This is a genomic window from Streptomyces sp. NPDC001922, from assembly GCF_042891165.1.
GTDB lineage: Bacteria > Actinomycetota > Actinomycetes > Streptomycetales > Streptomycetaceae > Streptomyces.
Genome location: NZ_JBIASV010000011.1, coordinates 313,624 through 327,704, shown reverse-complemented (window position 1 = coordinate 327,704; position 14,081 = coordinate 313,624). Strand labels below are relative to the sequence as shown.

Sequence of the window (14,081 nt, the reverse complement as noted above, 5' to 3'; positions counted from 1 at the left end):
GCCCGAGGCCGGACGGGACAAGCCGCCTTCCCGCGGAAGCCCCGCATGATGCTGTGTCAGAGATCTCGGTGCGCGGGTCTGCGGCGGGCCCCCGCCGCGGACCTAGAGTGACCGTGTGAGTGAGGACAGGCAGCACACCGGGGACCGGGTCGTCATCGTCGGCGCGGGCATGGCGGGGGTGCAGACCGCCGTCGCGCTGCGGGAACAGGGCTGGACCGGCGGTGTCGCGCTGCTCGGCGCCGAGCCGCACCAGCCGTACGACCGGCCGCCGCTGTCCAAGGCCGTCCTGCTCGGCAAGGCCGACGGCTCGGCCTTCGAGATCGACTTCGCCGCCCTCGGCATCGACCTGCTCCTCGGCCGCCGGGTCACCGCCGTGCGCCCCGGTGAACACGTGGTGGAGACCGCGGCCGGGCCCGTGCCGTACGACCGGCTCGTCATCGCGACCGGCGCCGACCCCGTCACCCTCCCCGGCGGCGACGCGCCGGGCCTGCATCTGCTGCGCACCCTGGACGACGCCGAGGCGCTGCGCCCGGTGCTCGCGGCGCGGCAGGACGTCGTGGTGGTCGGCGCGGGCTGGATCGGCGCGGAGTTCGCGACCGCGGCGCTGGAGGCGGGCTGCACGGTGACCGTCGTCGAGGCCGCGGAGCGCCCCCTCGCCGGGGCCCTGCCCGCCGAGGTCGCCGAGCCCATGCGGGGCTGGTACGAGGAGAGCGGCGCCCGGCTGATCACCGGGGCGCGCGTGGAGACGGTGGAGCCCGGCGCCGTACTGCTGGCGGACGGCACGCGGCTCCCCGCGGACGCCGTACTGGTCGGCATCGGAGCCCGCCCCGCGACCGGCTGGCTGGCCGGATCGGGCATCGAGCTCTGCCCCGACGGCTCGGTCCGCGCCGACGACCGGCTGCGCAGCTCCGCACCGGATGTGTACGCGGTCGGCGACTGCGCCTCCTTCCCCTCCGCCCGGTACGGGGAGCGGCTCCTCGTGCACCACTGGGACAACGCGCTCCAGGGGCCCCGCACGGTGGCCGCCGACATCATCGGCGGAGCGGCCGAGGCGCAGGTCTACGACCCGGTGCCCTACTTCTGGTCCGAGCAGTTCGGCCGGTTCGTCCAGTACGCGGGGCACCACGCCGCCGCGGACACCACGGTCCGGCGCGGCGATCCGGACGGCGCCTCCTGGTCGGTGTGCTGGCTGCGGGACGGCGTGCTGGTCGCGCTGCTGGCGGTGGGCCGTCCGCGTGACCTCGCGCAGGGCCGCAAGCTCATCGAGCGGGGCGCGCGGATCGACCCGGAGCGGGCCGCGGACCCGGCGGTGCCGCTGAAGTCCGCGGTTCTCTGAGGCGCCGGGGCGTACCGCGGCTGCTCCCGGCCACCGGAACACTCCGCCCGGCCCGGCATCCCCGGCCGGCGCCTCCTGCCCCGTGCTCCCCGCCCCTTGTGTGGCGCGCCGGGGCGCCGGGGGCCGGATCCCCGGCCGGAGCGGCAGCCCGTCCGGACCGGTGCGCGGCCCGGCCGCGCACCGCACGGCCCACCGTTGAGCGGGGCCGTCGGAGCGGCCCGTCGCCCGACCGGTGGGCACCGGCTCGGCGGCGCTCGGCTACCGGCTGTCAGCCCCAGATGGCAGGCTTGTCCCCGTGACCGAGATTGACACAAAGACCGATGCCCTCGTTTCCTCCTGGCTCACCCTCCCCGACATCGCCGAGCGGCTCGGTGTCGAAGTGACCCGGGTCCGGCAGCTGGTCAAGGAAGGCCAGCTGATCGCGGTGCGCCGTGGCGAGAACCGGGTGCTCCAGGTGCCCGCCGACTTCATCGGCGACGGCCGGGTCGTCAAGGGCCTCGCCGGCACACTGACGCTCCTGAAGGACGACGGCTTCACCGACGAGGAGATGCTGGAGTGGCTCTTCACTCCGGATCCGACCCTCCCCGGCACCCCGGCCCAGGCCTTGCGGGAGAATCGCGGCACGGAGGTGAAGCGCCGCGCTCAGGCGCTCGCCGTCTGACCGAGAACCGCTCGGGCGTGCGGGCCGGCGAGACCCGGCCCGCACGCCGCCCAACCCCGGGGGGACCACGCCATGGCCACCACCACCGCCGTGACGCAGCTCGAAGGTGCCCGGCTCTATCTGTGCACCGACGCGCGCAAGCGCCAGGGCGACCTCCCGGAGTTCCTCGACGCGGTGCTCGCCTCCGGCGTGGACATCGTCCAGCTGCGCGACAAGGGCATGGAGGCCCGCGAGGAGCTGGAGCACCTGGAGGTGTTCCGGGACGCCTGCCGACGGCACGGCAAGCTCCTCGCGGTGAACGACCGGGCCGATGTCGCGCACGCCATCGGCTCCGACGTCCTGCACCTGGGCCAGGGCGATCTGCCGGTGCCCGCCGCCCGCGCCGTCCTCGGCGACTCCGTGCTGATCGGGCGCTCCACCCACGCCGAGGCGGAGGTGGCGGCCGCCGCCGACGAGCCCGGCGTCGACTACTTCTGCACCGGCCCCTGCTGGCCGACCCCGACCAAGCCGGGCCGTACCGCGCCCGGCCTGCCGCTCGTCCGCTACGCCGCCTCGCTGCGCCCCGCACGGCCGTGGTTCGCGATCGGCGGCATCGACGCGTCCAACCTCGACGAGGTGCTGGACGCCGGGGCCCGGCGGGTCGTGGTGGTCCGCGCGGTCACCGAGGCGGACGACCCGGGGGCGGCCGCCGCGGATCTCGCCAAGCGGGTGCGCGCCCGCGACGCGTGAGCGAACGCGTCGCCTGGGCGAAGGCGGCGTGTGAACGAATGCCGCGTGTGAGCGAAGGCCGTCTGGTTGATGAACGCAGCGGGTGAGAGAACGCGACCGGTGCGTGAACGCGGTGTGTGACCGGCGTGGCCGGTGCGCGTCACCGGCCCAGCATGTGGACGGGAGCGTAGCGAATCGGTCATATCGTCGGCTTTGATTGGGGCTCGGCCCTGCCGATGGATAACCTGCCGGTATGGCCCTCGGCACTGCATCCACCCGCACGGATCGCGCACAGACGGTCCGCGACCTGCTTGCCTCGGGCAAGCGGTCCTTTTCGTTCGAGTTCGCCGCACCCAAGACCGAGAAGGGCGAGCGCACTCTGTGGAACGCCATCCGCAGAATCGAGGCGGTCTCGCCGACCTTCGTCTCCGTGACCTACGGCGCCGGGGGCTCCTCCCGTGAGGGCACCGTGCGGGCCACCGCGCGGATCGCCACCGACACCACCCTCACTCCGGTGGCCCATCTGACCGCGGTGAACCACTCGCTCGCGGAGCTGCGCAACGTCATCGGGCACTACGCCGACGCCGGGATCCGCAACATGCTCGCGCTCCGCGGCGACCCGCCGGGCGACCCGATGGGGGAGTGGGTGCGGCACCCCGACGGGGTGGAGTACGCGGCGGACCTGGTGCGGCTGATCAAGGAGTCGGGCGACTTCTGCGTCGGTGTCGCGGCCTTCCCGGAGATGCACCCGCGCTCGACGGACTGGGACAGCGACGTCCGGCACTTCGTGGACAAGTGCCGGGCCGGAGCCGACTTCGCGATCACCCAGATGTTCTTCTATGCGGAGGACTACCTCCGGCTGCGCGACCGGGTCGCGGCGGCGGGTTGCGACACCCCGATCATTCCGGAGATCATGCCGGTCACCAACGTCCGGCAGATCGAGCGGTTCGCCCAGCTCAGCAACGCCGCGTTCCCTCCGGAGCTGGCCGAGCGGATCCTGACGGTCAAGGACGATCCAGCGGCTGTACGCTCCTTGGGGATCGAGTACGCCACGGAGCTGTGCGCGCGGCTGATGTCCGAGGACATTCCCGGGCTGCACTTCATTACCCTGAATCACTCCACGGCGACGCTGGAAATCTACGAGAATCTGGGACTGCATCAGCAGTCCTGACGGCCGGGAAGCGGCGGAATCGGGGCGGTAATGGGCTGGACGATCCTCTACATCGCGTTCGGCATCGTTGCACTGTGGCTGCTCGGTGAGGTGCTGCTGCAGTACAAGGCGCGACTGCGCTGGCGACTGCTGGCCTTCGTCGGATTCCTCGGCGTGGTGATCGGTGTGCTGATGCCGTCGGTGCTCGTGATCGCGGTGGGCGCCATCGCCTTCGCGATCGGGCAGACGTACGTCACGCTGTCGTTCCGCAGCGGTTTCTCGCGGGGCTGGGCCCTCAAGGGCCTCGGCCGCTTCGGCCGGACCAAGGACGACGCCCCCTCCGCGGAGCCCACCCTGGAGGTCTCGGACCTCCAGGCGGTGGACGGCCCCGAGGACCAGGGCGCCCCGGAGGTCCACCAGCCGCAGCCGATACCCGAGGAGACCGGCCAGTACGGCGTCTACGGCAGCGAGGCCAACCCCTACGGCCGGGAGTCCTACGGCCGGGAGCCCTACGCCGGGGAGACCGGCTACGACGATTCCGTCTTCACCGCCGGTGCCCCCGGCTACGGGGCCACGGCCTACCAGGAGCCGGGGTACGGCGCGGAACCGCAGAGCCCCTTCGCCACCTATGGCGACTACGGTCAGAACCCCCAGCCCGACCAGAGCGCCTACGCGGCGCAGTACGACTACGGGAACGGGCAGTACGCCGCCTACTCCGACCCCTACAACGCGGCGGGCGCCCCCCAGGGTTACGACCCGTACGGCGGCTACGGCGGCCAGCAGCAGTACGACTACGGCACCGGCCAGTACGCCGACCCGTACGCGGCGGCCGGTCAGCAGCCGCACCCCGAGACCCCGCCCGGCGGCGTGTGGGTCCCGCAGCAGCGCGAGGACGGCCAGGCCACCCCCGAGCAGGACGAGCAGGCGTACTACCAGCAGGGCTACCAGCCCGGCTACGGCGAGTACCGCTACTGAGCGCCGACTCCTGACCGCCGGCCGCCGACTGCACCGTCGGCCGGGGCCCCGGCTACCGTCGGCTGCACCGTCGGCGGTGCCCCCGGTCGGCGCATGCGCCCCGGAACGGGCCGGACGACGGCCGTCCGGCCGCCGCCCGCGGCCGTCACTGGGAGCCGCGCCAGTCGGCCCCTTCCACGATGAGCCCGGCGACCAGCGCCCCCGACATTCCGGCGTGAGCGAGCCCGCCACCTGGGTGCGACCAGCCGCCCACCAGATGGAGCCCGGGAATCCGGCTGGTGTTGGCGGGGCGCAGCTGCTGCCCCCCGGCCCCGGCCAGCACCGGGCCCGGCACCGAACCGCCCTCCGCGCCGGTCTGCGCGGCCGTGTCGGCCGGCGTGCGCACCTCCCGCCAGAGGACCCGCTCCCGCAGGCCCGGTATCGCGGCCTCGGCGATCGCCACGACCCGGTCGGCACTGCGCCGGACCGTGGTGTCGTCCCGCCAGTCCACCGGCCCGTGCGGCGGCACCGTGACGGACAGCGTCACCGCCTCGTGCTCCGCGTCGGGCACCAGGGAGCGGTCGTCCGGCCGCAGCACGGTGACCGTCGGGAACTCGCAGAGGCTCTCCTGGAGCGTCGGCTCCGGATCGAACAGCCAGCCCAGCTCCTCGCCGCGGTCGGCCGAGTGGATCACCGTCCGGTGGGCCACCCCGTCCGGCCGGGCGCCCCGCAGGGCCAGACAGACCGTGAACCGGCCCGGCACCCGGGCCCGGGCGGCCGGGTCCGGCCGCTTGTCGCCCTCCTGCCACAGGGCCCGGCCCCGCCACGGTGACCCCGCGGTGCCGTCGAGCATCTCCGCCAGCAGCGACGGGTCCACTCCGGCGACCACCTGGTCCGCCTCCGCCACGGTGCCGTCCGCCAGCTCCACGCCCGCCGCCCGGCCGTCCTTCTCCGGAATGCCGGTGACGCCCGCGCCGAACACGAACTCCACCCCGCGGGCCCGGCAGCGCTCGTACAGCGCCTCCGCCAGGGCCCGCATGCCGCCCTCGGCGTACCAGCAGCCGAAGGTCTGCTCGACGTACGGCAGCACCGTCGCGCTCGGGGGCACGGACACCGGGTCGAAGCCGTGCGCCAGCGCGTGGCTCTCCAGCAGGGCCACCAGGCGTGGATCGCGCAGCTCGCGCCGGGCGACCGTGGCCAGGGTGTCCGGCCGCTTGCCGCGCCCGAACAGCCCGCGCCGGCGCACCGCCGGATACGGGTCGCGGCCCAGGACCTGCCAGTCCTGCCACAACGGCTCCTCGAGCAGCGGCCTGCGCGTCGCGTCCCAGACGTCCCGGGCCCGGTTGATCAGGTCGCTCCAGCGCTCGCCCGCGCCGGCGCCGAGGGCGGCGTCCAGCGCCTCGACGACCCCGGCCCGGGAAGCGTTGGGCAGCGCCACCGCCGTCCCGTCGGGGAAGACGTGTCGGCTCGCCGGGTCCACCTGGGTGAGCCGGACGCACCGCTCCAGCGGCTCCTTGCCCGTCTTGACGAACAGATCGCGGTACACCGCGGGCAGCCGGAGCAGACCGGGCCCGGTGTCGAACCCGAAGCCGTCCCGCTCCAGGCGCCGCACGCCGCCGCCGAAGGTCTCCGTGCGCTCGTACACCGTCACCCGGTGGCCTGCCACGGCCAGCCGGGCGGCGGCCGCCATCGCGCCCGTCCCGGCGCCGATCACCGCAATCCGTGCCATGGACCAGACCTTATCCGCCGCCACCGACAGCCCGGCCCCGGCCCGGAGGAGGGCCCCCGCGGCCCTCTGGGCAGGAGTGCGCAGCCCTGAGTACCCGTACTCAGGACGGGAGATGAGTAGCGGCGCGGATGGGCCGCGGCCCCTCCGGACGGAAGAGTGGAGGCCACGGAAGGGGCGCGGCGCCGGCACTGCCGACACGGGGCGGCGGAACGGCGCGGCACCCCGGCCGTACGGGGAGCGTCACGGGGGAACGGGGCGCTTCACCGGACGGGGGGACACGGGGGACGACGGGGGGAAGCGCTGTCCGTCGCGGCTCGGGGGGATCGAGCCGCGACGGACAGCGCATTTCTGTGTTCGGCCGCCCGGCGCCGGACGCCGGCGGCGGATGTGCCGCCGGGGTTGCCCCGGCGCCTCGACCCCGCCCGGCGCCGGACCGCCGGCGGCGGTAGATATGCCGCCGGGGTTGCCCCGGCGCCTCGAAGCACCGTTGCAACCCCGGGGAAGCGGCCCGCGGCCGGGAATCAGTCCCGGCCCAGCCTGCCCTGGAACAGCCGGGTGAGCGCGGCGTGCACATCGTCCAGCGACCGCTCCGGCTGGAACGCCTGCCAGTCCAGCGCGGCCACCAGCACCATGCCGACCAGAGCCGCGGCGGTGAGCTGCACATCGAGCTCCTCGGTCAGCTCACCCCGCTCCACGGCCTCCCGCAGGACGTTCTCCACCACCGCGACGACCTGCTGCCGGACCACCATCAGGGTGGACTGCCAGGCCCGGTTGGTGCGCCACAGCTCGGCCACGTACAGCTGGGTGAACGACGGGTAGCGCTCGATGAAGCCCAGCCCGGCCCGGATCATCGCGTCCAGGGCGTCCACCCGGCTGCCGCCGCGTGCCGCGGTCTCGTCCGCCGCACGCTGCAACGATGCGGTGAGCAGCCCCACGCCGTGCCGCAGCAGCTCCTCGAAGAGCTCGGTCTTGCTCGCGAAGTTGTAGTAGACCGTGCCCTTCGCGACCCCGGCGCGTTCGGCGATCTCGTCCACCGTGGTGGCGGAGAAGCCCTTCTCGGCGATCAGGGTGACGGCCGCCTCGTAGAGCTTGGTACGCGTCGCCTGGCGGCGGGTGCTGGTGTCCATGCCCACGATTCTCCTCGGGATGCCGCCCGCGGGAGCGGCGACCCCGCTCACAGGCTCAGCTCGGGGTGCAGCCGGTCCAGCGTCCACACCTGCTTGCGGCGGGCCGACCACGCGGTGAGCGCGAGCGCCCCCACGGTGTAGGTGGCCAGCACGGCCGAGCCCAGCCAGACCTGGCCCAGCCCGCCGCCGGTGATGAGCCTGCGCAGGCCCTCCACGACGTAGGTCATCGGCAGGAACGGGTGGATGGCGTTGAAGAAGCCGGGGCTGGTCTGCACCGGGTACGTACCGCCGGCCGAGGTGAGCTGGAGCATCAGCAGCGCCAGCACCAGGATCCGGCCCGCGGGCCCGAAGCGTGCGTTGAGCCACTGCACGATGGCCGCGAAGCAGACCGTGACCAGTGCGAGGAAGCCGATGGTGCCGCCCGCGCGGGCCATCTCCAGACCCAGGCCCCAGTGCAGGACGGCCATCAGGGCGCCCATCTGCGCGATGCCGAGGACCGCGACCGGCAGCCAGCCGGCCAGCGCGATCCGCCAGGCGGAGGCGCCCGCGGCGAGGGCCCGCCGGTTCAGCGGCTGGATCAGCATGTAGGCGACCATCGCGCCCACCCACAGCGACAGCGGGATGAAGTACGGGGCGAAGCCGGTGCCGTAGTTCGGCGCCTTGTGCATCGAGTTCGAGGCGAGCCGCACCGGGTCGGCCATCACCTCGGTCCGGGCGTCCCGCTCCTTCTTGCCGTAGTCCGGGATCTGCTCCGCACCGTCGTGCAGGCCGCCGGCGAGCTTCCCGGAGCCGTCGGCGAGCTTGAACATGCCGCCGTTGAGCGAGTTGGCGCCGGTGGACAGCTTGCCGATGCCGGTGTCCAGCTCGTTGATGCCGTTGCGGGCCTTGCCCGTCCCGGTGTGCAGGGCGTCCAGACCCCGGGAGACCTTGTGGGCTCCGGTGTTGAGGGCGTTGACCTGCTTGACGCCGCTGTCGATGTCCTTCCAGAGCGTCGGGGCCCGGTCCGCGAGCTGGTCGGCGATGTCGTGGATGGTGTTCAGGTCCCGGCTGAGCTTGTCCAGCTCACCGTTCTTGTTCTGCACCAGCTTGTCGACCGCCGCGGCGGCCTTCGCCGCCTTCTCGGCCGCGTCCGCGGCCTTCTTGAGGTTCGCGCAGGACGTCTCCGGCAGCAGGGCGCTCGTGCACCGCTTCTCGTAGTCCTGGGCCAGGTAGTCGGCGGCCTCGCGGCTGTCCTCGGCGACCTTCTGGGTCGTGGTGGGGGAGGGCAGCTCGTCGAGCCGCCCGCGGATGGTGAGGGAGGCGTCGGCGACGATCCGGGAGTACCGGCCGATCTCGGCTCCGTGCTCCTTGAGGAACGGCTCGACCGCCTTGACCCGCTGCGCCTTGTCGGCGAACTGCTGGGTGCCGTCGGCGACCTTGCCGGACCCCGTCTCCAGCCGGCCCGTGTTGACGTCGATCTTGGCGAGGCCCTCCTTGAGGGACGCGCTGCCCTTCTTGGCGTCGGCCAGGCCCCGGGCCAGGTCCCCGGAGCCCTTCTTGGCCTTGCCGATGCCGCCGTCGAGCTTGTCGGCGCCCTTGGCGGCCTTCACGGTCTTCCCGTGGATGTCCGAGAAGCCCACGAAGATCTTGTCGAGGAAGCTGCGGGAGGACTTGGTCGAGGCCGCCCGCCGCACCTCGGAGAAGACGCTGCGGGATATCTGCCCGACGATGTAGTTGTTCGAGTCGTTGGTGCGCACCTGCAGGGCGCCGGTCTCCGGGTGCTCGCCGGAGCTGGACACGACCCGCTTGCTGAAGTCGCCGGGCACCGTCATGGAGAGGTAGTACTTCCCCTCCTCGACACCCTTCTTCGCCTCCGCCGGGCTCACCTCGTGCCACTCGAAGGTGTTGCTGTCGCGCAGCCCGTCGACGATGTCGTGGCCCGCGGTGACCTTCTCGCCCTTCGCGGTGGCACCCCGGTCGCTGTTCACCAGGGCGACCGGGATCTTCTCCAGATGGCCGTACGGGTCCCAGAAGGACCACAGGTAGAGCGCCCCGTAGAGCAGCGGCAGGAGCAGCAGGGCGACGAGCGCCGCCCGCGGGAGCTTCCCCCTGCCGAACCGCTTCAGCTCAAGCGCGGCCAGTTTCGGCGAGCGCATCCGCCGCCCCCTCTTCCTTCTCGTTCCTGGTCGGTTGCGCCTCGGCCGGCCGGTCCTCGCCCGGTTCGTCCGCGGTCTGTGCCGGTGTCCGGCCGGTGTCCTCGGCGGCGGCGCGGTCGTCGGTGGTGGCGCGGTCCTCGGTGGGGGCCGGCTCCTCGGTACGGGCCGGGGAGGCCGGTCCGTCCTGCTCGGCGGTCTTCTTCGCGGCCTTCTTCGCCGTGCCCTTCCGCAGGGCGCCCTGAGTCCCGTCACCTGCCGATGCCCGGTTCTCGGTCCGGTTCTCGGTCCGGTCCTTGGGCCGGTCCTTGGTCAGGTCCGCCGTCCGGCCCGCGGGTCGCGATGCGTCCTCGCCGGTCCGCTCGGCGGCCGTCGCGGCGGGCTTCGCCTTCCGCTTGCCACCCCGCTCGGAACGGGAGGCGCTCTTGCCCGCGCCGTCCGGCGACGTGTCCCGTCCGGCGGGCCGCTCGCGGCCCGTGGAGACGATCAGCGCGTCCTTCGGCGCCTCGCTGCACACGGCCAGGACGGTCGTGCCGCCGCCCGCCACGTCCCGGAGCATCGCCCACGCCTGCTCGCGCTCGGCGTCCGAGAGCTTCAGGTCGGTGTCGTCCACGGCCAGCAGGCGCGGACCGTTCATCAGCGCCAGGGCCACGGACATCCGCAGCACCTCCAGCCGCTCCAGGTCCCGGACGGCCGTCCGGGGGCCCTTGGGCAGCGAGTCGAGATCCAGCCCGGCGGCCCGCAGCGCCGCGTCGATCCGGCGGCGGCCCTCGGCCGCACGCTCCGTGCGGGGGCGCAGGAACTCGCGGAGCGAACCGCTGAACCGGCGCTGGAGCAGCGCCCGCTCCCGCAGGTGCTCGGCGACCGTCAGTGCGGGATCGAGCTCCGAGACGCCCGCAACCGGGCCGAGCGCGCTGATCCCGCGCACCGCGGCCATCTTCTTCGGCAGTCGCAGACCGGCGATTTCGGCGTGACCGGCGGTGGCACGCATACGTCCGGTGAGTGCGAGCAGCAGACAGGTACGGCCCGTACCCGAAGGCCCCTCCACGGCGATGAGCGCGCCCGGTTCGGCATTGATGTCGATATCCCGGAACGCCCAGCCGCGGGGGCCTTCGAGGCCGAGCCCCACGGCCGTGACTGCCGCCCCGTGCGGGGTGCTGTCCACGAACCCTCCCCTTTTGAACTGACTGGTCAGTTCAAAAGTTAACCCATGCCCCCAGCGCACCTCAACTCGGGGTCCAGAACCGGGGAATCCGCAGCTCAGAGTGATTGTCAGTGGGAGGCCGGACGATGTGGGCATACGGCATGCAGCCGTTCGCGACGACAGGAGGTTCGTCATGGCTCGTACGCCCGCCCGTCGCCCGACCGCCCCGTCCGAAGTCAGCGCCACCGCAGGCAGCGCCGCCGAAAAGGGTGCCGCCGAAAAAAGTGCCGCCCACCGTTCCGTACCGGGGCGGCGGCGCTCCGGCCGCCCCGGCCCCGCCTCGGCGGGGCCGGCCGTGGACATCCATCCCGTGGTGCGCCGCGCCACGGCGCCGCCCGAGGCCCTCGGCCTGCTGTCCCAGGCGCGGCAGGGCCTGGACGAGGCCCGGGAGCTGGAGATGCCGAACGAGCGGTACGCCACCGCACATCTGGCGGCCCTGCGCACCGCGGCGGCCGTACTCGCCGTGCGCGGCCGCCCCGAGGAGACGGTGCGCCGTCGGCAGCGCATCCGCAGCGCCTGGGAGGTGCTCCCCGAGGTGGCGCCCGAACTGACCGAGTGGAGCATGCTGTTCGCCTCCGGCGCCGCCCGCCGTGCCCGGGCCGAGGCGGGCATCCGGGACGCCGCCGGCCGCCGGGACGCGGACGACCTGATACGGGACGCCGGGATGTTCCTCCGTATCGTCGAGCGGCTGCTCGCCCTCCAGCCCGCCCTGCCGCATCCGCGGGCGGGGGCCCGGCCGGACGCAGGATGACCTCGGGAGGCAATAGGGTGGGAGCCGCTTGCACCAGTTCGCTTCCCGCCGTCCGCGGCGGTCCCGCGCCGAGGAGCCACCCGCTGTGTCCGACCCGATGCGTCCCCGCGCCTCTCTCCGTACCGCAGTGGTCTGGGAGGTGCTCCAGGAAGCCCTGGACCGCAGGGTGAAGGCCGCGGGCCGGGAAACCCTCGACGTCCTCGACACCGGCGGCGGCACCGGCAACTTCGCGGTGCCGGTGGCGCTGCTCGGTCACCGGGTGACCGTCGTCGACCCCAGCCCCAACGCGCTGTTCGCCCTGGAGCGGCGGGCCGCGGAGGCCGGGGTCGCCGACCGGGTGCACGGCGTCCAGGGCGACGCCCACGGCCTGTTCGACGTCGTCGAGCGCAGCGGCTACGACGTCGTGCTCTGCCACGGGGTCCTGGAGTACGTGGACGACCCGGCCGAGGGCATGCGGAACGTCGTGGAGGCCCTCCGCCCGGCCGGCACCCTCAGCCTGCTCGCGGCGGGCCTGGGCGGCGCGGTCCTGGCCCGGGCGCTTGCCGGGCACTTCACCGAGGCCCGGCACGCCCTCTCCGACCCCGAGGGCCGCTGGGGCGAGGGGGACCCGGTTCCGCGCCGGTTCACCACCGACCAGCTGACCGACCTGGTCGCCGCGACCGGGCTGGCCGTCGGGGCCGTGCACGGGGTCCGGGTCTTCGCGGACCTCGTACCGGGCGTCCTGGTCGACACCGAACCCGGCGCGGTCGAGGCGCTGCTCAAGCTGGAGGAAGCGGCGGCCGAGCTCCCGGCGTTCCGCTCGGTGGCCACCCAGCTGCATGTGCTGGGGGAGCGCGAGGCGGGCTGACGCGCCCGGCCCGGGCCCGCGCGGCCCGGGCGACTCTGCCTGGGCGCTCCGCCCGGGCTGTCGGGCTGGGCTGTCGGGCTGGGCTGTCGGGCTGGGCTGTCGGGCCGGGCTGGCCGGTCGGGCTGACCGGCAGGGCTGACGGGTCCGACCGCTGCCTGCCGTCCCCGCTCCGGCCGGGCCCTGCTCCGTCCCGTCCCGCACCATCGTCCGGCTCCGGCTCCGGCTCCGGCTCCGGCTCCGGGTCGGCCCGTGGCCTGTGGGCCGGCAAGCCCGTGGCCCGGAGGCCGGCAAGGGAGCCGCCCGTGCGGTGCGGCGTCGTGGGTTCCCGTTTGCTCGCGGAGACTTTCAGCCGTCAGCGTCGCCGTGCTCGTAGGGGCGGCCGTCGCGCTCCCCGTATGCGCCCGGCGATATGGCCGGAATCCGACTGGTGCATCCGTCGACGGAACACCAACGCAACCGGCGGCGTGGGCAGGCGTGTCCGGCCTTCGCCGGTCGCCCCGCCGCCGCGTTCGTATCGCACACGCAGCGCACGTGGTTGCGTGCAGTGGGCCACACGCCACCCGATCAGCCGCATGGCCCCGTATGATCGGGGGACACGGTCCGGCATGACGGACGGGAGGCCAGGGAATGCACGTCCCACCACCTGTGACGCCAGGGCGGCCCGGAATGGCGAATTGGCGCAGAGGGGCGGGTTTCACGGGGGCGAATCCCTGCCTATCCTGAAAGCGTCGCACCCCGGTCGCCCCCCGCGACCGACGAGTAGGAGGACTCCGTGCCGCTCTCGGAGCACGAGCAGCGAATGCTCGAGCAAATGGAGCGAGCGCTGTACGCAGAAGATCCCAAGTTCGCGACAGCGCTTGAGGGAAGCGGGCTGCGTACGTACACCCGGCGACGGGTCTACCAGGCGGTCGCGGGCTTCCTGGTGGGTATCGCGCTCCTCATGGCCGGAATGGTCGCGCAGCAGATCTGGGTCAGCGTGGTGGGATTTCTCGTCATGCTCGGGTGCGCAGTGCTCGCGGTGACCGGTTGGCGCAAGGCCCCCAAGGCGGGCGAGCAGGCGGCAGCAGGCGGCCAAGGCGGCGGTGCCGCTCAGCGCCGTCAGACCCGCCAGCGCCGGTCGGTGATGAACCGTATCGAGCAGCGGTGGCAGCGCCGCCGCGACGAGCAGGGCCACTGACGGACGTCGTGGCGCCGGTCGGCCGACCGGCGCCGGGCCTCACGTCCCACGTCCCCTCGTCGGTCCTCCGCTCGGTGCGACACCAGCGCGCCCAAGCCCCCGTCGGCAGCGTCGTGCAGACGCCTGCCCTCCGCAGGACACCGGTCCCGCGTCACCGGATGACTGCCTGGTGGCCCGGATGACTGCCTCGTGGCGAAGAAGTCTGTCCAGCGGCTCCACTGCCTTGCCCGAGTCCGCTGCCTTGCCCGAGCCGTTTCTCCCGTGGGAATCCTGACCTGACTCCTGGGAAACCCGTTCCGGTTCCT

Annotated in this window: 12 protein-coding genes; 8 read left to right on the top strand and 4 right to left on the bottom strand. The window is 73.6% G+C overall.

The window, feature by feature from the left end; all coding sequences use genetic code 11:
- Positions 1-169 precede the first annotated feature (169 nt).
- From ACFYYR_RS22435 to ACFYYR_RS22415, 5 genes are all read left to right on the top strand, one after another.
- Positions 170-1,336 (top strand): NAD(P)/FAD-dependent oxidoreductase, encoded by a 1,167-nt coding sequence (locus ACFYYR_RS22435; RefSeq protein WP_388856325.1) that lies wholly within the window; start codon positions 170-172, stop codon positions 1,334-1,336.
- Positions 1,337-1,631: 295 nt separating this feature from the next.
- Positions 1,632-1,997: an Rv2175c family DNA-binding protein gene (locus tag ACFYYR_RS22430; protein ID WP_388856213.1), complete on the top strand. Its 366-nt coding sequence runs from the start codon at positions 1,632-1,634 to the stop codon at positions 1,995-1,997.
- Between the two features lie 72 nt (positions 1,998-2,069).
- The gene (gene thiE / locus ACFYYR_RS22425; RefSeq protein WP_388856211.1) at positions 2,070-2,726 is read left to right on the top strand and encodes a thiamine phosphate synthase; all 657 of its coding nucleotides are present in this window, start codon (positions 2,070-2,072) and stop codon (positions 2,724-2,726) included.
- Positions 2,727-2,958: 232 nt separating this feature from the next.
- Entirely contained in the window at positions 2,959-3,876 is a 918-nt protein-coding gene (gene metF, locus ACFYYR_RS22420; protein WP_388856208.1) for a methylenetetrahydrofolate reductase [NAD(P)H], read from the top strand.
- A 30-nt stretch (positions 3,877-3,906) separates the two neighbouring features.
- Positions 3,907-4,830, top strand: a complete 924-nt coding sequence (locus ACFYYR_RS22415; RefSeq protein WP_388856205.1) for a hypothetical protein — start codon at positions 3,907-3,909, stop codon at positions 4,828-4,830.
- A 145-nt stretch (positions 4,831-4,975) separates the two neighbouring features.
- On the opposite strand, the gene ACFYYR_RS22410 is transcribed toward ACFYYR_RS22415, so the two are convergent.
- From ACFYYR_RS22410 to ACFYYR_RS22395, 4 genes are all read right to left on the bottom strand, one after another.
- On the bottom strand, positions 4,976-6,538 hold the full coding sequence (locus ACFYYR_RS22410; RefSeq protein WP_388856202.1) for a phytoene desaturase family protein: 1,563 nt from the start codon (positions 6,536-6,538) through the stop codon (positions 4,976-4,978).
- Between the two features lie 521 nt (positions 6,539-7,059).
- Positions 7,060-7,665, bottom strand: a complete 606-nt coding sequence (locus ACFYYR_RS22405; protein ID WP_388856199.1) for a TetR/AcrR family transcriptional regulator — start codon at positions 7,663-7,665, stop codon at positions 7,060-7,062.
- Between the two features lie 47 nt (positions 7,666-7,712).
- Positions 7,713-9,800 (bottom strand): YhgE/Pip family protein, encoded by a 2,088-nt coding sequence (locus tag ACFYYR_RS22400; RefSeq protein WP_388856196.1) that lies wholly within the window; start codon positions 9,798-9,800, stop codon positions 7,713-7,715.
- Positions 9,772-10,962: an ATP-binding cassette domain-containing protein gene (locus ACFYYR_RS22395; protein ID WP_388856193.1), complete on the bottom strand. Its 1,191-nt coding sequence runs from the start codon at positions 10,960-10,962 to the stop codon at positions 9,772-9,774. The genes ACFYYR_RS22400 and ACFYYR_RS22395 overlap by 29 nt, the downstream gene beginning before the upstream one ends.
- 172 nt (positions 10,963-11,134) lie before the next feature.
- Here ACFYYR_RS22395 and ACFYYR_RS22390 point away from each other — a divergent pair, with 172 nt between their 5' ends.
- From ACFYYR_RS22390 to ACFYYR_RS22380, 3 genes are all read left to right on the top strand, one after another.
- Entirely contained in the window at positions 11,135-11,752 is a 618-nt protein-coding gene (locus ACFYYR_RS22390) for an SAV_6107 family HEPN domain-containing protein (RefSeq protein ID WP_388856190.1), read from the top strand.
- Between the two features lie 85 nt (positions 11,753-11,837).
- The gene (locus tag ACFYYR_RS22385; RefSeq protein ID WP_388856187.1) at positions 11,838-12,599 is read left to right on the top strand and encodes a methyltransferase; all 762 of its coding nucleotides are present in this window, start codon (positions 11,838-11,840) and stop codon (positions 12,597-12,599) included.
- Between the two features lie 772 nt (positions 12,600-13,371).
- Positions 13,372-13,776 carry a DUF3040 domain-containing protein gene (locus ACFYYR_RS22380; protein WP_388856184.1) on the top strand — a complete coding sequence of 135 codons (405 nt, stop codon included), beginning with the start codon at positions 13,372-13,374 and terminating at the stop codon, positions 13,774-13,776.
- Positions 13,777-14,081 lie beyond the last annotated feature (305 nt).

Excerpts from the sequence above, each read along its gene's own strand:
- ACFYYR_RS22435 (WP_388856325.1), top strand. The coding sequence starts at position 170 with ATGGCGGGGGTGCAGACCGCCGTCGCGCTGCGGGAACAGGGCTGGACC.
- thiE (WP_388856211.1), top strand. The coding sequence starts at position 2,070 with ATGGCCACCACCACCGCCGTGACGCAGCTCGAAGGTGCCCGGCTCTAT.
- metF (WP_388856208.1), top strand. The coding sequence starts at position 2,959 with ATGGCCCTCGGCACTGCATCCACCCGCACGGATCGCGCACAGACGGTC.
- ACFYYR_RS22415 (WP_388856205.1), top strand. The coding sequence starts at position 3,907 with ATGGGCTGGACGATCCTCTACATCGCGTTCGGCATCGTTGCACTGTGG.
- ACFYYR_RS22410 (WP_388856202.1), bottom strand. The coding sequence starts at position 6,538 with ATGGCACGGATTGCGGTGATCGGCGCCGGGACGGGCGCGATGGCGGCC.
- ACFYYR_RS22405 (WP_388856199.1), bottom strand. The coding sequence starts at position 7,665 with ATGGACACCAGCACCCGCCGCCAGGCGACGCGTACCAAGCTCTACGAG.
- ACFYYR_RS22400 (WP_388856196.1), bottom strand. The coding sequence starts at position 9,800 with ATGCGCTCGCCGAAACTGGCCGCGCTTGAGCTGAAGCGGTTCGGCAGG.
- ACFYYR_RS22390 (WP_388856190.1), top strand. The coding sequence starts at position 11,135 with ATGGCTCGTACGCCCGCCCGTCGCCCGACCGCCCCGTCCGAAGTCAGC.